At 40.8% G+C, this 19,350-nt stretch carries 16 protein-coding genes, 1 pseudogene and 1 riboswitch; of the genes and pseudogenes, 9 read left to right on the top strand and 8 right to left on the bottom strand.

Features of this window, described 5'->3' with window-relative positions; translation table 11 throughout:
• Positions 1 to 253: 253 nt before the first annotated feature.
• Together V7K41_RS20825 and pgsA are read right to left on the bottom strand one after the other, a co-directional pair.
• A complete protein-coding gene (locus V7K41_RS20825; protein ID WP_334851231.1) occupies positions 254 to 478 on the bottom strand; it encodes a type II toxin-antitoxin system HicB family antitoxin in 225 nt (74 codons plus the stop codon).
• Positions 479 to 530: 52 nt separating this feature from the next.
• Complete coding sequence (gene pgsA / locus V7K41_RS20820) at positions 531 to 1,049, bottom strand: CDP-diacylglycerol--glycerol-3-phosphate 3-phosphatidyltransferase (RefSeq protein WP_334851229.1); 519 nt, start codon at positions 1,047 to 1,049, stop codon at positions 531 to 533.
• A gap of 130 nt (positions 1,050 to 1,179) precedes the next feature.
• Between pgsA and V7K41_RS20815 the strand changes: the two genes are divergently transcribed.
• From V7K41_RS20815 to V7K41_RS20780, 8 genes and pseudogenes are all read left to right on the top strand, one after another.
• The gene (locus V7K41_RS20815; RefSeq protein ID WP_334851227.1) at positions 1,180 to 2,601 is read left to right on the top strand and encodes an aspartate ammonia-lyase; all 1,422 of its coding nucleotides are present in this window, start codon (positions 1,180 to 1,182) and stop codon (positions 2,599 to 2,601) included.
• A gap of 113 nt (positions 2,602 to 2,714) precedes the next feature.
• Entirely contained in the window at positions 2,715 to 3,686 is a 972-nt protein-coding gene (locus tag V7K41_RS20810; RefSeq protein ID WP_334851225.1) for a DUF362 domain-containing protein, read from the top strand.
• Positions 3,687 to 4,955: 1,269 nt separating this feature from the next.
• Positions 4,956 to 5,141, top strand: coding sequence for a hypothetical protein (locus tag V7K41_RS20805; protein WP_094349221.1), 186 nt, complete (start codon positions 4,956 to 4,958; stop codon positions 5,139 to 5,141).
• 416 nt (positions 5,142 to 5,557) lie between these two features.
• Entirely contained in the window at positions 5,558 to 6,070 is a 513-nt protein-coding gene (locus V7K41_RS20800) for an inorganic diphosphatase (protein WP_334851223.1), read from the top strand.
• Between the two features lie 145 nt (positions 6,071 to 6,215).
• Positions 6,216 to 6,599: an aspartate 1-decarboxylase gene (gene panD / locus V7K41_RS20795; RefSeq protein WP_292723737.1), complete on the top strand. Its 384-nt coding sequence runs from the start codon at positions 6,216 to 6,218 to the stop codon at positions 6,597 to 6,599.
• Positions 6,600 to 6,610: 11 nt separating this feature from the next.
• Complete coding sequence (locus tag V7K41_RS20790; protein WP_334851221.1) at positions 6,611 to 7,513, top strand: MBL fold metallo-hydrolase; 903 nt, start codon at positions 6,611 to 6,613, stop codon at positions 7,511 to 7,513.
• Between the two features lie 761 nt (positions 7,514 to 8,274).
• Positions 8,275 to 8,447, top strand: a riboswitch (cyclic di-AMP (ydaO/yuaA leader).
• Between the two features lie 595 nt (positions 8,448 to 9,042).
• The gene (locus tag V7K41_RS20785) at positions 9,043 to 9,900 is read left to right on the top strand and encodes a hypothetical protein (protein WP_334851219.1); all 858 of its coding nucleotides are present in this window, start codon (positions 9,043 to 9,045) and stop codon (positions 9,898 to 9,900) included.
• Positions 9,901 to 10,034: 134 nt separating this feature from the next.
• A pseudogene (locus tag V7K41_RS20780) lies at positions 10,035 to 10,169 on the top strand (transposase); the annotation flags it as partial.
• Between the two features lie 171 nt (positions 10,170 to 10,340).
• Here the strand turns inward: V7K41_RS20780 and V7K41_RS20775 are convergent.
• From V7K41_RS20775 to V7K41_RS20750, 6 genes are all read right to left on the bottom strand, one after another.
• A complete protein-coding gene (locus V7K41_RS20775; protein ID WP_334851218.1) occupies positions 10,341 to 11,144 on the bottom strand; it encodes a tetratricopeptide repeat protein in 804 nt (267 codons plus the stop codon).
• A gap of 459 nt (positions 11,145 to 11,603) precedes the next feature.
• On the bottom strand, positions 11,604 to 12,002 hold the full coding sequence (locus V7K41_RS20770) for a hypothetical protein (RefSeq protein ID WP_334851216.1): 399 nt from the start codon (positions 12,000 to 12,002) through the stop codon (positions 11,604 to 11,606).
• A 469-nt stretch (positions 12,003 to 12,471) separates the two neighbouring features.
• Entirely contained in the window at positions 12,472 to 13,686 is a 1,215-nt protein-coding gene (locus tag V7K41_RS20765; protein ID WP_334851214.1) for an HhoA/HhoB/HtrA family serine endopeptidase, read from the bottom strand.
• Positions 13,687 to 13,953: 267 nt separating this feature from the next.
• On the bottom strand, positions 13,954 to 15,276 hold the full coding sequence (locus tag V7K41_RS20760; RefSeq protein WP_334851211.1) for a D-alanyl-D-alanine carboxypeptidase: 1,323 nt from the start codon (positions 15,274 to 15,276) through the stop codon (positions 13,954 to 13,956).
• Between the two features lie 290 nt (positions 15,277 to 15,566).
• On the bottom strand, positions 15,567 to 15,755 hold the full coding sequence (locus V7K41_RS20755) for a hypothetical protein (protein WP_334851209.1): 189 nt from the start codon (positions 15,753 to 15,755) through the stop codon (positions 15,567 to 15,569).
• 287 nt (positions 15,756 to 16,042) lie between these two features.
• A complete protein-coding gene (locus V7K41_RS20750) occupies positions 16,043 to 17,113 on the bottom strand; it encodes an LOG family protein (RefSeq protein WP_334851207.1) in 1,071 nt (356 codons plus the stop codon).
• Positions 17,114 to 17,922: 809 nt separating this feature from the next.
• Between V7K41_RS20750 and V7K41_RS20745 the strand changes: the two genes are divergently transcribed.
• Positions 17,923 to 18,750, top strand: a complete 828-nt coding sequence (locus V7K41_RS20745; RefSeq protein ID WP_334851205.1) for a GNAT family N-acetyltransferase — start codon at positions 17,923 to 17,925, stop codon at positions 18,748 to 18,750.
• Positions 18,751 to 19,350 lie beyond the last annotated feature (600 nt).

Raw genomic sequence — 19,350 nt, 5'->3', positions numbered from 1 at the left:
TTCCGAGTTCAGAGGCTCAACTTCCGAGTTCAAAGGCTCAACTTCCGAGTTCAAAGGTGCAACTTCCGAGTTCAAAGGTGCAACTTCCGAGTTCAAAGGTGCAACTTCCGAGTTCTAAAGGACTTCCGAATAAAAAAACATCAGTACCATGCAAAATATTTGTCCCAGTAATCGTTATTTGATTTACCCGCCAACCTGCGATCGCTGGTGTGAGAGTAAAGTTAGTTGTAACTGCTAATAATTAGGGTGAGGATTAAACAAACCGAAAGGAAATATTGGCAGTTAAAGGTTCTGGCAGTGGTTTTCCTTGTGCTTGGTAATCTTCAATCAAAAGTTCTAGTACTTCCTCACCATTATTGAGAGCATCAGCGTAGGTATTTCCATGAGTGTGTGCATAGGGGCCAAACTCAGATAGGCTGACAATGTACTTTTTATCTTCCATTGACCACTGAATTACAATACTATATTGCGGTTTCATGAAGATTATCTAGAGAAATCTCAGACAGACAGGGACGAGACAGTAGATGTTTTCAATCAGCAGTGCTAGCTTTTTGTGGCAAAAGATAAATACCCCCAGATATTAAAGTCAAGGCGACAGAAATCCAAAAGGCAATTAGAGAGGGAGTTTGCCACACTTCAGGTAGAGGTGCAATTAGAAGTGCGATCGCGACTATTTGACTAACAGTTTTGAGTTTACCCCAAATGTTCGCCCCGGTAATTGTCGTTTGATTTACCCGCCAACCAGCGATCGCTAATTCCCGCGCTAAAATCAGAAACACTCCCCAAGCTGGCACTTTTCCTAGTTCAATAAAAACCATCAATGGCGCAAGTACCAGAAATTTATCCACTAAGGGGTCAAGAAACTTACCCAAGTCACTAATTTGGTTGAGTTTTCGCGCCAAATAGCCATCTAACCAATCAGTTAACGCCGCAACGATAAAAATCGCTAAACATATCCATCTAGCTTGTGATGTAGGATTGTACAAGCCATAAAGCAGAAATGGTACACCCAGAAGGCGAGAGAAGGTAATCCAATTAGGTATAGTCATGGAAAATTAAAAATTAATAAATGTAAAGCAACAAGCAGCCAAGCAAATATGCAAAATATATGCAGATTGGTGTATCTGAGTGTAACTGCGTGGGAAAATCTGTCTTCTGAAGCTCTCCTAAAACAATACTATGACTGAACACACAGATTCCCAATTCCGCATCGAACGCGATTCGATGGGCGATCGCCAAATTGCTAGTAGTGTTTATTACGGCATTCAAACGCTACGAGCTATCGAAAACTTCCCTATTAGCGGTATTAAGCCTTTAGATACTTACGTAAATGCGGGATTGATAATTAAAAAAGCTACAGCGATAGTGAATGGAGAACTGAATTGCATTCCCCAAGATATTAGTCAGGCGATTGTGCAAGCAACTGATGAAATCTTAGCTGGGAAGTTCCGCGATCAATTTGTTGTGGATGTTTATCAGGCGGGTGCTGGAACATCCCACCACATGAATGTCAACGAAGTTCTAGCAAATCGCGCCTTAGAAATACTTGGTGAAGAAAAGGGCAATTACAAACGTGTTAGTCCCAACGACCACGTTAATTATGGACAGTCTACCAATGATGTGATTCCTACGGCAATTCGTATTGGTGGTTTATTGGCATTATCTAAGACATTACACCCAGCAATAGATAGTGCGATCGCATCTTTAGAAAACAAAGCTGTAGAATTTCAAGATATTGTCAAATCTGGCAGAACCCACTTACAAGACGCTGTACCTGTACGTTTGGGTGAAAATTTTCGGGCTTGGGCGCAAATTCTTACAGAACATCAAAACCGGATTTATACCGCCTCTGGAGATTTGATGGTGCTGGGTTTGGGAGGTAGTGCAGCCGGAACAGGATTAAATACTCATCCTCTGTATCGCGCTCGTGTGGTAGAAGTTCTTTCAGAATTGATTGATACTCCTTTAGAACCTGCACCCCATCTTATGGCAGCTATGCAGAGTATGGCGCCATTTGTGAATGTTTCCGGTGCTTTGCGGAATTTAGCTCAGGATTTAGTTAAAATATCTCACGATTTACGGCTGATGGATTCGGGGCCAAAAACTGGTTTAAAAGAAATTCAACTACCCCCAGTACAACCCGGTTCCTCGATTATGCCAGGGAAATATAACCCAGTCATGGCAGAGATGACATCAATGGTATGTTTTCAGGTGATGGGTTACGACAGTGCGATCGCTTTAGCCGCACAAGCCGGACAATTAGAACTAAATGTGATGATGCCACTGATTGCCTATAACTTAATTCACAGTATCGAAATTCTCGGCAATACCATCGCCGCACTCACCGAACGCTGCATTGAGGGAATTACTGCTAATCAAGAACGTTGTTTAGATTATGCCGAAGGCAGTTTAGCTTTAGTAACCGCACTAAATACCCACATCGGTTATCTAAATGCCGCAGCTGTCGCCAAAGAATCTTTAGAAACTGGCAAATCTCTCCGACAGATTGTCCTAGAACGAAGATTAATGAGTGAAACAGACTTAGCCACAGTGCTAAATCTAGAGCAAATGAGTGGTATCTTACCGCTCAAAACAGAATAATAAGGTATTGGGTATTGGGTACTGAGAAAGTATTCCTAAATATTTATTTCCTAGTCCCCAGTCCCCATTCCCCATACTCCATTCCCCAGTCCCCAGTCCCCAGTCCCCAATATATGCAGACTCAAAAATCATCTGTCAGTCTCATTCGGGCTACATCCTACGAACGAGAGGCATTACGGGAATCTTTAGTGATTCTCCTAGAACCTTTTGGAGGAATGGCAGCGTTTGTAAAAAAAGGCGATCGCGTTTTACTCAAACCGAATCTACTTACAGGATCGCGTCCTGGTAAAGAGTGTATCACCCGTGCCGAACTAGTTTATGAAGTTGCCCAAATGGTAATTGAGGTTGGTGGTAAGCCATTTTTGGGCGATAGTCCTGCTTTTGGTAGTGCCAAGGGCGTAGCAATAACAAATGGCTATCTGCCTATTCTAGAAGAACTCAATCTTCCCATCATCGATTTTCACGGTCAGCGTTACCAAATCGTCAGTGACAATTTTAACCATCTACGACTGTCTAAAGAAGCAATGGAAGCAGATGTAGTGATTAACCTACCGAAAGTGAAATCACACGCCCAGTTGACATTAACACTGGGCGTAAAAAACCTGTTTGGTTGTGTCCCTGGCAAAATGAAAGCTTGGTGGCACATGGAAGCGGGAAAAGATGCAAATAGATTTGGTGAAATGTTAGTAGAAACTGCCAGAGCGATTAATCCTGACTTAACCATATTAGATGGTATCATCGGTCATGAAGGTAATGGCCCCAGCAACGGGGAACCTCGCCAACTGGGCATTTTAGCAGCTGCATCAGATATATTTGCCTTAGATCGGGCAATGATAGAAATCCTCAATGTTTCTCCTGAACAAGTGCCCACAGTTGCAGCTTCTCAAAGACTAGGAGTTTGTCCAGAACTTGCTGCCATAGAGTTTCCGCATTTAAATCCTGATTTATTAAAAATAGAAGATTGGCGGCTACCAGAAAAGTTAATGCCCATTGATTTTGGTATGCCTCGCGTAATTAAGTCTACGTTTAAGCATCTTTACACCCGATTTATCAAGGAACCAATGAGTGTTTATGGAAGGGAGTAGGAAGTGGGGAAGGTGCATTGGTGTCAACTTAAGAAAAAATCTGCTTTGAGAGGACGTTTTGCCCTCATTCCCTAACCCCTTCTCCCAACTTGGGATTCGGGGAACTAGAGAATTTGCTCCCCTCTCCCAAAATTGGGAGAGGGGTTGGGGGTGAGGGTCAAACCTGGAAAGTTCGCCAAATCTAGCTTATACGTTAAGTTGACACCAATGGGGAAGGTGGGGCCCCCTCTGGGGATAAGGGGACAAAGGGGAATTATTGAACAAGTCTCTCCCTTGTCTCCCCCCTCTTCTTGGTCTACCTTGTCTCCTCTGCTTCTTGTGCCTAATCCCCAATCCTCAATTTAGTGCAAACGCCGTTACAGCAATTTCATTTATTAGCAGAGTAATCTGTAATTACCTTCGGATTGCTTAACCAGACCGCTCTATTATATTTAGTGGCGGTTTTTTTAGCTAATTAATTTGTTATACAATTTTTCGTCTTAGATTTTAATTTATCCAAAAAGTTATACGGATTTAGGATCTGGAAATTGGGATTGGGTATTTTGTTCAGATATGAGGAAAGTTTGGTAATAACCCACTACACGTCTACGCCAGCTTCTAAAACTTTTTTTACTATACCTTTATATAGATTGACAAAATTGCCGTGATATTACATAGATTGCAAAATTTAAATTCTTAAATATTTGTTTAGTGATATCACTGAATCTATTCTCCCTTATACAGTTGATATATCTGTATTTATTCGGTAGTTATCATTGGTTACAAAAATGATTACTACCTATTTCTTCTCTGGGGTCAAATATTTTTGTGTATAACTACCATATAACAATCAAAAGCACTGAATATCTATCAGTGCAATTGCGGTTTTGTGTCCTGTATCACAAATTAGCAATTCCAGTAAAATGACCTTATCAAAAGCGTTTTAGGATGTTATAATCATGAAGTATCGGACAAATATGTTTTGCTAATTAATATTTAATCAGCGAAAAAATGTAGCTTATGATGCTGTCAAAGTGGGCTTTGCGTATGCAACCCGTTACACCATACAAGGAAACATCTGAAAATATTAATTACAAAATAAAACATGATTTGTTTACTTGTAACTTTGTATTAAGAAGTCCATGTATAAAAAGGCTACTATGACAGTTGTATAACTGGTTTAAATTGTAGAATGCTACACATTTTACAGTTTAAAAATAGCTAAAATAGCATTAATACTCTCACTTAGAGAGTAAACCTACACAGTGTTGCGAAGAACTTCAATTTTGTATGAATTCAAATAGCCAGTCTGCCAATGCCGATACATATTCCCAACGTTTGGCAGACATTGTGGGAACTGCGATCGCTCTGTTGACTCTTACCCTACCCGTATTTGTCATCGCCCACTACTCTTCAACTAATGTTCAAAATAACCAGCAACCTCTGATCCAAAACATACAAGGAAATCAAGATTGATCGAGCTTCCCAGTCGCATTTCCTTATGGGGAAACCTACAAAAAAGCAGAAGATTGATTTTGAGACAATCTCTGTAGATGTTGGTGTAGTTCGTCAAGCATAAGCTAAATCTAGATTGTGTAACTCCAGATTTCAGTAGTCTTAACAAAGTTAGGACAAAAATTCCTCTAACAGCAATTAAGGGCGGAGGATATCCATAATACCCTCTTGGAAAAAGCGTTGCGAAGTTTGCTCGTAACGCTTTTTCTATTTTTTAGCTAATTCAAGGGAATAGGCTACAGCTGAAAGTTTCTTCCCAGTCCCCTATGCCGTAGAACAAATACCTTGGGAAGAGATCCATATTGCCCTAAAATTCTACACGGGGAGCGAAGCTGACTGAGTGCCCCCATGATTCACCGTTATCAGAGGAGTTTTTTGTGGATTTATCTCGTATTCCTGCCCAACCGAAACCGGGTCTAATCAACGTTCTGATTGAAATTACTGGCAAAAGTAAAAATAAATACGAATACGACAAGGAACTACAAGCTTTTGCTCTAGACCGAGTACTTTATTCCTCAGTACAATATCCTTATGACTACGGCTTTGTACCTAATACTTTGGCTGATGATGGCGATCCCCTCGATGGTATGGTCATAATTGATGAGCCGACCTTTCCCGGCTGCGTTATTGCTGCGCGACCGATTGGCTTTTTGGAGATGATTGACGGTGGCGATCGCGATGAAAAAATCCTTTGTGTTCCTGACAAAGATCCGCGCTACACTCAAGTAAAATCCCTGAAAGACCTAGCACCACACCGCTTAGATGAAATTGCTGAATTTTTCCGTAGTTATAAAAATTTGGAAAAAAAGGTGACTGAAATTCTTGGTTGGCAAGATGTGGACAAGGTTGCAGCATTAGTAGAAAAATCCGTCAAAGCTTATAGAGGATAATAGAGGAGTTAGAAGTAGAGACGCGATTAATCGCGTCTCTACATGAGTTAGGAGTTAAGAGTTATGAATTTTTATTCCTAACTCCTCACTTTGATAACTTTCGCTTGTTACGGATCGCAAAAACTGCCACCAAACCCAAACCAGAATGCAGCGTACTCTCCTTTTGGCAAAAATTCATAACTGCACCCTCACAGGGGCGAATATCAACTACGTGGGTAGTATCAGCATTGATGAAATCCTTTTGGAAAAAGCTGGTATTTTACCTTATGAGCAGGTGCAAGTAGTTAATAGTGCCAACGGTCAGCGCTTTATTACTTATGCGATCCCCGCTCCAGCTCATTCAGGAATAATTGAGCTAAATGGAGGTGCGGCACGTCTAGGCATTATTGGCGATCGCTTGATTATAATGACTTACGGGCAGTTCACTCCAGAAGAGTTAAAAAGTTACTCTCCTACGGTAGTCATTGTGGACGAAAAAAACAGGCTGTTGGAAGTGCGGCGCTACGATGACCTGCTCAGTAAGGTCTAATTTCAAGGAAAATGTCAAATTTTGAGTTGTCGGATTCCCAGAGCTACATAACAGAAAAGTCATCTACCCTGCCAAGTAGCCCAGCAGGTGAATTTATCGTGCAATTCTGGGGTGTCAGAGGTTTGATTCCCACTCCCAGTAGCAATACCAGTCGTTATGGTGGCAATACCGCTTGTGTAGAAATACATGTAGCTGGGAAACGCTTGATTTTTGATGGTGGTACTGGCTTACGCATACTGGGTAAAACTTGGCAAGAACTGCAACAGCCACTAGAAGCCCATTTATTTTTTACCAACTGCCAATCAAACCGAATTCAAGGGTTTCCTTTTTTTGCTCCCGCATTTATTGGGGAAAATTGCTTCCATATTTACGGCACAGCTGCCTCAAATGGAGCCTCAATCAAACAATGTCTGTACGATCAGATGCTCCAGCCACACTTTCCTTACCCTTTACAGGTAATGCAGTCGGAATTGCAATTTTACAATCTGACTCCAGAAAGTAACGTGAAGTTAGATGATGTTACAATTACAACTGCATTAATTAATCAAACTCAGCGGTCAGTTGGCTACCGAGTTACTTGGCAAGAGTATAGTGTTGCTTACATCACAGATTTGCACCAGAATGCCGATCAAGTGGAGCGAGAGCGGATTTTACGGTTCATTCAAGGCGTTGACTTGCTGATTGCCAATGCCACTTACACTCCGCCTACATCTCACAATCATGATTCTGCTGATTTACTCTGGCAAGCTGCGGTGAATGCTGCTCTGAGTGCTGGCGTTCAACGGCTAGCTATTTCTCATCATCACCCAGATGACCATGATGATTTTCTTGACCAGGTTCAAGTTGATATTAAATCTGCTTTTCCTCAAGCAATATTAGCCCATGAAGGTCTAGTATTAGCTGTTGGTAAGTGATTTAGAGTCGTTATAGCGATCGCCTAAGTTATGTTTAGGGTCATAGCCCTGACTGGGGAAGGAAGTTTCGCAGCACTGGTAGCCCTAAACCTTTACTACAAGTGATTGGCAGCCTTTATAAAAGAGCCGTTTTACCTGTTTTTCTGAGATCAGGCAAGCTTTTTTTTCAGAGTATATGCTCTACTCTGTACAAACTAAACCCAAATTACACAGATATCGGCTCAATCCTAAAAAAGCTCAATGTTATATCAATATATATAGATATATAGTCACTAATTACACGTAATGGCTCTAACGTGGAATAGGCAATTGAAACTGGTTCTACCTCAGTCAATGCCTCATGGCTCTTGTAAAAATTTCCTCCTCAAATACAACAAGTAAATACGATAGGCGTGGGGAAGCGGTCAAGAAACGGGCGATTGATTTACTGAATGTGCCTTATAAAAAGCGCAAAAATAACTGAAGAACACCGTTTTGGAAAAGGCCGTGAAATTGGTGAAAGTTGGCAATAACAGGCAGAGTAACATTGATTTTTTAGGGGTTTTAGGTATGACAAAACAAACTATTCAATCATCGAAAGTTGGTAAAAGTCAAAATTAAGAGCGTAAATACTCCAACAACAGCAGCAATTGATAGCAGCTATAAATCCTTAAACACTAAATATTTCAAGCTAATGTATGTCCTTTTTAAAGATTTGATTAATTCGGGAATAGTTTCCGTAAAAGTACCATTATTTCTTGACACCACGTTATTATTGAATTAACGAAGTCGCGCCTAATCCAGTTTAATATCGTTCAGTCGAGTTAGGTTGGAACGGAGGAACCATTATTGGGGCGTATCTTGTGGAAGTTTGGCTCATGCTTTACTTTCTCAAGAAGGACATCTCTCAGTCCTAGCCCGTCAGCTAACTTCGGAGGCATTGAGAGGAGACTGATTAAGCATAGCATTCTTATTAGTAATGCCAAGTTATCAGTGTCCTGGCCTATACTTTCACTTCGTTGTATCTGTGCCTAAAAACAGGACTCAGTTATGATAATCAGACAATTTATACTGCTTGTTACCTTCTTTATAGAGTGGAACACTTCATTAGGGGAAGTGTTGCTAAAAACCAAATAATTACTACTTTAAGTAGACTGAAAAGTTTTCTAGAAACCTTACGGGGTCATGACGAAATATGTGTCAATTAGGATATGCTGCAAAGAATTGTTGCTATAATTGCTGTCTTGATTTACTAACTTGCCTATAAATGGTATTTAGAAAATTAAATTTTTGGACGGTAAAATCGCCTCTCTGCCACTTTTCGTTTCTGCAACTTGCCCATAAACAGTTCTTTTTAGGAATGTTTTGGTATAAACACCATACTAAAGCTGAATGTTGAAATCTTAGAGAATCAAGGTTTTGAGATTTAGAGTTACAAAACTTTACAATGGGGGTAATTTTGCACGTATTTCGTCATACCCCCATAACAGGGCTAATTGCCTTTTTAAAAATGTGTTTACAAGAAACTGTAATTAGATAAGGGAAGGAAAATGTCAAGAAATGGTGGAAGCGGTGTATTAGTTGCAACGGTTGCAACGGTTTCAATAGGTTCTTCATTATTAACAAGCGGATTGCGGACAGTAGTGAATCAATCTCATGTTGTGGATCATATAAATAAAAGCGCAGTCACTGTGATAATAGACGTAAGTAAGTCTGATTTTATCAAAAGTATAAACAGTAGTACAAACAGTATAGACAAACAGATAAAAGGCTATGGTAACGTTATTGTTAGTATTATTACACAATCTGCAAGAAAACACGTATGTAACTATAATGTTATCAAACAGACACAGAATAGGATAGAAAAAAAGACACTTTCTGACGAAACCAACATATCTGAGAACTTTGAGTCCGTCGATCGGATAAAAGACCTATGTAATAATCCATCTTCAAAAACTGGCGATCCTAATCCAAATCCTACACCACCTGACACTTCAAATCCTGACGAAAATAATCCACCACCTATAAGAAATGCTAGACCTCCTATTGAGTTTATTTCTGAAAACAAACGAGATACTAAAGATACTATTAAAAATAATGTCGTTGAACAACTCAAAATAGAGATTAAACCAGAGGTTGTGAAGTTAAATAGTGAAGCTGACAGTTTAGGTTTAGATCCTGTAAAGCGAAGCCAATTCATAGAGCAGGGTCACAGAACTATTGAAGGAGAAATTAGAAAACAGGCACGAAGCTTGGTAGAAGAAGAAAATAAGAAATATAGAAATATTATATTAGCAGGTGAAGTCGGTATTGTGGCTGCAACCGCAGCGGACATAGCTTTGAAAGACAGCGGTATTCTTGAAAATAAGGATAACAACGTGTCTGAGAGGGTGAAAACTATGCCTTGAAGTCTTACAAAATCAGTTTTTAAATTGAAAGAGGAATTCAGAAATATTTTTGAAACCTGTCACACAGTTGAATCGGGTCAGTCCACAACTCCTACTATGGCTGAAAAAAAGCCCGAACAGTCTATCGTGATGTCCTAACCACTATTCGCAATCACTTGAATGGAGTTTGTAATTACTTCTTGAATCGTATAACGAGTAGAGTTATAGAGGGGATTAAGAATAAGGTCAAGTTGATAAAACGACAAGCTTACGGCTTTGTTAATTTCTAGAATTTCGTGCCAGGTTATCAGCCAACTTTTCTCATTAGCTTCACTTATTACTACGACTTCATAAGAGCCACCAAGCTTTCAGTCTGAACTTATTAAGAATGTTTATAACCACAATATGAAAAAATATATCCGTGCAATATTTGCCCCAATACTGAGTTTTCCGACAGGTTGCTATCCTCTGAATAACCATCTTAATATTTTTGAAATAATATTATTGTTAATTTCAAAATTTTCGATATCTTGTTCGATTTCCTTAACACAATCACTCATATCCATCTTCTGATATAACTCCCTCGCCTTCCTAAGATTAGCAATTCCTTCTGCTCTTTTACCTTGTTGGTAAAGAATGTATCCCAGATTAAAATAAGCTACGGGGTCATCTTTGTTAAACTTTATTGATTCATTAAAAAGCTCAACTGCTGCTTCAAGCTTACTTTGATAAGATAAACATATAGCTAGATTATTGTAAGCTTTTCCAGCCAAATTATCACTGATATTCAAAGATTTTTGATATGCATTTAGAGCTTTACGATTTTGCTCATTAAGTATACTATTTCGCTCAATTACTTCTTTTAGCCTTTGTTCATATTTCCTGAATAGTTCTTCTTCTTGCTTACAGAGTTCTAGTATCAAATCATTAACAGCCATAGCTTCTTCAGGAAGTAAACTCCGCTGTTCTCGTAGTTCATCTAAAGTTGGTTCATACTCGCTATTAAAACTACGGTAAGTAGACTCAGTTTCTTCGTTCCATTCTGCGTAACCTTCGTATAAAGGTTCTTGAACTTTTGTTGCGTAGTCTTTAAGTTGTTCAATTGTATGATTTTGCCGGAAAAGCAGTGGTTTAAAGTTTTCTAACCGCCCGGTTAATTTAATTGAGTTACAACCAGATTGATACGCTTTTTCAAAATCCTCTTCTAATTGCGTATAAAAACCAGTTGAAAATCTTATGATGTCATCTGTGATTACTTGTTCCATTACTATCACGTAGTTAATGATCAAGTTGATTAGCTTTGCGTGCAATTTTGAATAACAGGAATTGAGAATAACACATTCCACACCAACGTCTGCAAAAAACTTAAAAATTTCTATTAAGGTATAAACAGTCACCAACTGAGTTTTACCTTCTTTCTCATTTTCGAGAGCTAATTCCTCCGCTTTAGCCTTTCCATGTTCACTAAAATGAACAATCCAAGGTCTAGACTCAAAAAGAGATTTCTGTAAGTCTTCATAACTTGTTATAAACTTTTCCTTGACATCAAACTTATCTCGATGTAGAGATTGTTTTAAAGCATCCTTAATTCTTATTACCTCGTCATGCAGTTCTTGCCTTGGTTGAGCAATGCAACCGAGCGCAAGAACAAGAATTGTTTTTTTAGAATTAGATGTATCGGTATTGGAAAATAACTTTGCCCCTTCCCCAGGGGGCGACTGTAGTCAAATATTGATTTGTTGGGTTTCAATATTAATATCTCCCTGAGCATAATTGACAATCTTATCTGCCAACTTTTGCAAGTTAGGCATATTGACAATCTCTACAATTTTGGGATTGGTTTCAGCTTTGGCTGCTGCTGCTAATTCCTGCACCGCTTGATTGACTTCAGCATTAGCTTTTGCTGCTGATTCTACCTCTAATACAGCTTTACCATAATCAAGTGGTTGTTCTTGCGCTTTCTCAATAGCAACTACAGTATGGGGAGAGTGTTTTTTCAGAGTTAAGAGGAACTGACCAGTCTTATCCCATAAGGATTCGCCTACCTTTTCGCCTGTTTTTTCCAAAGCCTTAGTCGCAATGACAGTCCCAATGGCGATCGCACCAGCAGTTAATGGCTCCATCTACTACCTCTTAAGAGCGGCATCCTATTTTACTATTAATACACTGTTTCTATTCTCAATTACGCAATTAATGGAAGAAACCTCTAGTTATCTTATTGTTTAGACTCATAATTCATGCAGCATTACACGTTAGGGCTAATACGTGTAATAAGTGACCGAAAGTATTCTAACTCCGTTAGCTCCCCCAATGCTTAGGTGTAGCCCGCCGTAGGCATGGCAACCCATCAATTCCAACTTATCAAAAGAGGAAACCAGTAGCACCGGAAACAGCGATGTGCGATCGCAGTTTCTATTCAAAGAGGATGTTTGAAAAGTCTAAATTGTTACTTGCCTTGGCTACTGGAAGTCGCGGCTACACGAGACTTTACCCACCTCCGTAGGTTAAAAACCTTTATAGACTATACGCGCTTTGGGCACAGCATTGCTGTGCCCTTACTATTCCACACAATTAAAATTGGCTATATTGCCCCTACGAAGCATTTTGCAACTCAGCTGTGCGGACTGAAAGCTGCTGTGTCTGATTACCCCGTTGCACTTTCACCTGTAATACTTGACCAAGACGACTATCTTCCACAACATTCTGCAATTGTTCAGCACTGGTAATAGCTTTACCATCAATTTGAAGAATTACATCCCCGCGTCGGATACCGGCAGATGCGGCTGGAGAATTGGGGACAACTCGCATGACAAAAACACCATTAATTTCTGGTATTTGAATAGGAGAGTTGGGATCGGTGTTATTTTGCTTGGCAAGATCGGGTGTCAGAGTTAGCATTTGCACACCTAGATAGGGGTGAGCAACTTTGCCATCACGTTGCAGTTGGGCGGCGATCGCTTTAGCTTTATCAATAGGAATTGCAAACCCAATACCCATTGCATCAGGGCGAATGGCTGTGTTAATACCAATTACTTCACCTTGACCATTCAATAGTGGCCCGCCAGAGTTACCAGGGTTAATGGCGGCGTCTGTCTGAATGAAATCCAAACGTTTGTCACTAATGCCGACTTGGGCGCTGGAACGTTTGAGGGTACTGACAATTCCCAAGGTAACGGTGTTATCAAATCCCAAAGGATTACCGACTGCGATCGCCCAGTCTCCCACTTGTACATTGGTGGAAGAACCCAAGGGCGCCACTGGTAAATCGTTACCAGCGTTAATCTTGACTACTGCCAAATCTGTGACTTCATCAATACCCTGAACTTTCCCTTCAAAGGTGCGACCATCTTTGAGCCGAACTGTTACTTTATCAGCCTTATCGACCACATGAGCATTAGTCATAACTAACCCGCTCTTGTCAATAATGAAACCTGAGCCTAAACCACGTAACTGCTCAGAAGGCATCTGTTGGGAGAAACCGTCACCAAAAAACCGACGGAAAAAGGGGTCTTCCATAAATGGATCGACGCGGCGAGTAATTGTCCGCTCAGTATCAATACGGACAACTGCTGAACCAACACGATTAACTGCTGCTGTGACAAAGCTACTGCTACCGATCGCAGCACTAGCTGGTGATTGCCGTTGGGCAATTAGCTTTGAAGTATCTCCAGCAGTTATTGTGGGTGCTGGTTCGGCTTGGGAGGGTAACACCTGCAATGTGCTAGCCGCTAGCAGAACTCCTAGCGCGATCGCTAAAACATGAGTAGTGAATTGACGTAAAGACCGAGATAATTTGGGAAATCGCATAATCACAACCTAATTTATAAGCCTAATTGTTGCTTAGTCGTGACAAATCTATTTACAGTTATTTTTATTTCAGGTTTCGCCTGCTATTTCCCCTACTGGGGTTAGGGCATTTTGCGAACTACCTGTAATCAACTTAATAGAAAATTTAACCCAAAAGCTATTATGGACATTTACCCTTTACAAGTTCGGTTTTTACCCATCAATAAAACTTTTGGATTGCCAATAAGATTAGTCCGCTCTCTGTTCTAACTCTAGACTATGGATGAACTAACTTTTGTATAAGATTTCATTTCGACTAGCTGCGCCTAGCTGAGGTAAAGAGTTGATAACTGAGTGGGGAGTCAGGGCAATAGGAACGGTTGGAGGTAGTTGTAATTGTTTAACAACACTTTGCAAAAGTTGGTCTTGTCCAGTCCGCAAACCCCAGACATTTGTCCCACGATTGATAATAGCAAACCAAACCAAACCGCGATCGCGTGTGGGCATCACTCCCGCTAAAGCGCTCACATCCCGGAGGGTGCCAGTTTTGATCACAGTCGCCAGGGGAATGTGTCTAGTGTGTAGTGTCCCCCGGTGGTCGAATCCAGACATGGGGAACAAGTCAGCCAAATTCAGTTGATGTAGAGATGCCTCAGCTTGAATAGCCATAAACATGGCACAAACAGCCCTGGGGGAAATGCGATTTTCCGGGCCCAGTCCAGAACCATTGATTAACTGAATTTCTACTTGTGGCACCCTCGCCAGGTTAGCAGCTGTTGATTGGACTACAGTTGCTCCCCCCACTGAGTCTGCCAGCATCTCTGCCATATCGTTGTTACTATAAACGTTCATTTCCTTGAGCAGTTGCTTCAAGGGCAATGAGCGATGACGCAGTAACAAAGTTTGTTGAGGGTTTGGTTGCGCCTCAACTTTCACCGCGCCAGCAATGACAACTTGAGGCTTGGGCGTTCCCTTGGGCATGATTGAGTGTGTAAAAATTGCAGGGCGTCCCCAAGTCGCACGATTTAGTGTTTGCTTGAGCATTAGACCGGCTAACATTGGCTGACGTTGGAAATTCATGGCAAAACTGCCAGTAATAATTAAATTTCCCTTTACTTGCTTGATGCCCATTTGATTGAGAGTATTACCAAGAGCGATCGCTTCTTCCCAAACAAACAAAGGATCGCCACGGCCTGTAACCACCAAATCGCCCTGCACAACTCCATTTACCACTGGACCAGTGACACTCACCAAAGTATCAAATTGGTAATCTGGCCCCCAAGTTTTCAAAGCAACTAGTGAAGTGGCAATTTTAGTTAAAGAAGCAGCCGGCAGAGGTGTCGTACCTTGGTGATTTGCCATCAGCATCGGCCCCGACTGCATCCAAATCCCCTGACTCTCAGCCAGATTTTGGGCTACCACTTTTGATGCGATCAGCTTTTTCAGATATTCCTGCACCGTAGTCGCCCCAGATGGATTTGGATCGGGGGCAAGAACCAAGCCAGGGCTACTTTGCCAAGTTAGTGCATCTAAGGCATCTAGAGGCTTGATTTGTACCCCAGCCATTTCCAGCCAAAGCGACACTAAACCTGAACCCAATAATTCCAGCATTTTTTATTCCTCTGTCAGGATTTGAAACGTTGTTTACTGTGCTAATATACAAGTTTTTTTACGATAATCAGTATTGAGCCATAATAACTGGTGTTTTTCTCATCTGTAAGTGGGGTGAATTATATTGTTTTCGCGGCTTGCTTTGACAATGCCAAAATCCCCATTGCTCAAGAAGATAGCCGCATGAAATTGAAGGAGGCAGGTGGCAGGAGGCAGGAGGCTCAGTTGGAACAATTGGGAGAGGATTCAGACCCCTCCCTTTTTGTTTGCGCCGTATAAACGGTGAGGTCTTAAACCCCTGCTCCCAAGGCGTCGCGGCAGGAGGTAGATAGCGCAGCGTTAGCGAGTCCGCGAGCGTCGGGCAGTTTTCCTCCTGCCTCCTGCCTTCCTTGATAAAAATATTCTTGCTTTGTGCAGATACTACGCCGTTGGCGATATCGACGACGGACTTTGACGCTTGTACCCCTACTCTTAAGCAAGCTATGCGGTAGCGTCTCCGACAAGAGAAGACTCGCTCTTGCCAAGAAGCCAGCTACGCGCAGTGTGTCGCAGACAGCTTAAGAAGAAAAGGTTTTACGCTGCGCGATCGGTGAGGTAATTCTATAACCTTGAAATAAGGATAGGGAAAGTAATTAAAGATTCTCCCCCTTTTTTCCTTTAATAAGCTAATCAGCATTCAATTTGGATAATCTAGGGCGGATAAGATGTCCACCTCACAAGATATTGAGAAAATTTTAATATGCAAATTGGATGTGTTTTAGCTTACCTACTTTCTTTCTGGATGTGCTGCATCCTCTGGTGAGGGAGTACCCATCCGGTTAATTGTGGCAATCATCTGATACAAGCGCCCCAAGTCGCGTTGATTGAAGTACAAAATGAGGCGAGGTAGTCCAACAGTTTCATCTTGTGCTTCTTGAGGTAATGCCTGACTTTTTTCAATCCTTCCTTGAATAATAATGTTGCTAAAATCAGTATTAAGTTTTTCTAAAAGAGTGTCTGATATATCTGTCTTCAGGCGGATGACCAACTTATCGCCTACATAGCGGCTGGAATGATAAACCTGGTAAAAACGGGTGATAGCGTCACAAGCCACATCCAGGTTATCTGTCACCGTGTAAAGGCTGGGGTCTTCAGGATTGACAAGACCATTTTGCACTAATTGCTTATCAATATATTCGCTCCAAGAGCGCCAGTAATCACCACCAGGGCGATCGATTAAAACTAAAGGTACTGGCCCAAATTTACCAGTTTGGCTTAATGTCATACATTCAAAAGCTTCATCTTGAGTGCCAAAGCCTCCCGGAAACAAGGCTACAGCATCACTTTCTTTGAGGAGAAACAGCTTGCGGGTAAAGAAATATTTGAAGTTAATTAGCTTGGGATCGCCCTCTATAAAAGGGTTTGCTTGCTGTTCAAAGGGTAACTTAATGTTTAATCCAAAGGAATTTTCTCGCCCAGCACCTTCATGACCCGCCTGCATGATTCCACCACCACCGCCAGTCATCACCATAAATCCTAATTGAGAAATAGCACGAGCAAACTCAAGGGCCATTTGGTATTCTGGCCTATCTGGAGCTAGACGAGCAGAACCAAAGATGGTGACTTTGCGAACGTGTCGATAATCATAAAAAAGCTGGAAACCGCGCTCCATATCTGCTAATGCAGACGATAATATTTTCCAATCGAGACGCTCAATTTCGGTATCAGCTAGGCGAACAATAGTAGTAAGTGCTTGCAAAATAAATTGCCGATTTTTTAATGTCGGTAAACGAACGATTAAGTCAGCGATATCCGCCTGTAAAGACTCTAATGTGTCAAACGACGCAGATGAGGTCATGAGAACTGCCGCAACAATGGCATTATATTTTACGTGAACTACTCACACTCTAGCAAGCGGGAATAGCCCTCTGATGTGCAGTTAGCAAATTCAGAACTGATTTTGAAGCTGGAAATCCTAAAAATCTTTTTAATAAGCCTTGTTGCGATACTTCAACTTTTGAACACCATAGCAAGTTCTCTCGGTCGAGCAATTGACATAACTCCCTCACTGAGGGTAATTGCCACCACAATATATATCAGGGTTTGTGTAAAATGGTATAACTTACATCTATAGCGTATATCAAAAGAAAATTTTGTATCTTATTGCCAGATTTTTGGGTAATTAATGTCCATAATAAGAGCACTCTAACCCTAATCTAAGAAAGTAAAAAAGCTCTCTAGACTACAATACTGTTCAGTTCAATCTAAAATCCTTGGTAAAGACGCAAAATTGGACTGGGCTTCTCTAGGAGACGCTGCGCGTAGCTTGCTTCTCTGTAAGAGTACGCCCCTCTATGCTAATGTCCCGTTGCGCTAATACCAATTCTGTATAATGATGCGCCAAATTATATAAGGAACGAACCGCAAAGGCGCAAAGGACACAAAGGAAGAAAGAAAATTTGGCGCAGCCTCACAAAGAAATGGTATAACGCATCTTTACAGGTCAAAAATCAGTACCAAAAATCCTTAACTCAAGCGTATTGCTCTAAAGGATCTTTTATCGAAAACTGTCTCAATTACACTTCGACACATTAATGCATAATCTGAGCTATTTGTTAGCGCCTAAATCCTAGTAGAATATTTTCGCAAATCTAAGTAGGAAGATAGATGGAAGTTTCTGGACGCATCAATTACCCACTGAATCCTCCTCCCCCTCTTGAAGATTTTCCCGTCCTTCAAACTGAAAAATATACCCTACGGCTAGCTTCAACTGAAGAAGAATTAGAATCAATTTTTCGGTTGCGTTTTGAGGTTTTTAATCTTGAACTAGGTTTGGGATTTTCTGCTTCTAACTTTACCCAGATGGATATAGATAAGTTTGATGCGGTTTGCCATCATTTAATCCTAATCTCCAAACATACGGGTAAAACGATTGGAACTTATCGGATGCAGACCTATATAATGGCTTCTCAAAGACTAGGCTTTGATGCTACGGATATATTTAATCTTAATGGAATTCCCAATTCTGTACTTCAGGTATCAGTGGAAGTTGGGCGTGTATGTATAGCTAAAGAATATCGCAATAGTCAGACACTTTTATTACTCTGGGAAGGGTTGGCAAATTATCTCATCTGGAGTAAAAACCAATATTTCTTTGGCTGTGCATCATTACTCACACAATGTCCTGGGCAAGCTAATTGCGCTTATGATTATTTTCGGCAGAATAACTTGATGCATCCAAGTATTTTGGTTTATCCAAATTCACAATTTTGTCTAGAACTGACTCAAAATTGTCCAAATTCATCTAATGTTGAGATTCCTAAAATTTTGCAGGCATACTTAAATATTGGAGCTAAAATATGCAGCCTTCCTGCTATTGATCGGCAGTTTAAAACGATTGATTTTTTAACTATATCTAATATTGCAGACTTTGCCAGATGGCGTTATCCAAATCCTCTCAAAAAACCTTTACCATTGAGTATTTTTCACGATTAATGACTAGGGAATCATCGTTAAGGCGATCGACCGAATGAATTTCTCCTTGTGTACTTCCAACGATCGGCTTTAAGGGCTTGAATAACTGCATTTGATGCCATACGCTGTACTATGCTGGAGGCAAAAAACAATCCTTTATTCGCCGTTAGAGAATTGAGAACTATAACCTGCAAAGCGATCGCTCGATGCACGATAGCTATGGAGTCGCCTGACCACAGATACGCCTACACCTAGCATATTTTACACTCCATTGAGAATATCACGGTTTCAAAACCAAATCCAGTTTTGCGGGATTTGATACAACCTTGCCCATTTATTTTTGTAGTTAATAAAGGAGAGGTGTTGATTGCCAATCTTCCCAATCAAATTAAAGTCCGGTTGGCGATGTTTAACAAATAGGCTTTGCTTGCAGTCTTGGCTATGTCTACAACAGACGTAGCAGCACCTCATCTAACCTACTTAATTAGATGATTTGAGAAAACTTTTTAGGAAACCCACTTATGCGCCAGGGTTAGCGCGTCTCAAACCCTATTGACAAAAGGACTTGCCTGATAGGCAATCAAGTTGGAAACAAAGTGGGACTATCCGGGCTAGGGTAAA

The sequence above is a fragment of the Nostoc sp. genome, assembly GCF_036917415.1.
GTDB lineage: Bacteria > Cyanobacteriota > Cyanobacteriia > Cyanobacteriales > Nostocaceae > Nostoc.
Note: the sequence above shows the minus strand (reverse complement) of the source record. Positions and strands in the feature narration are given on the sequence as shown.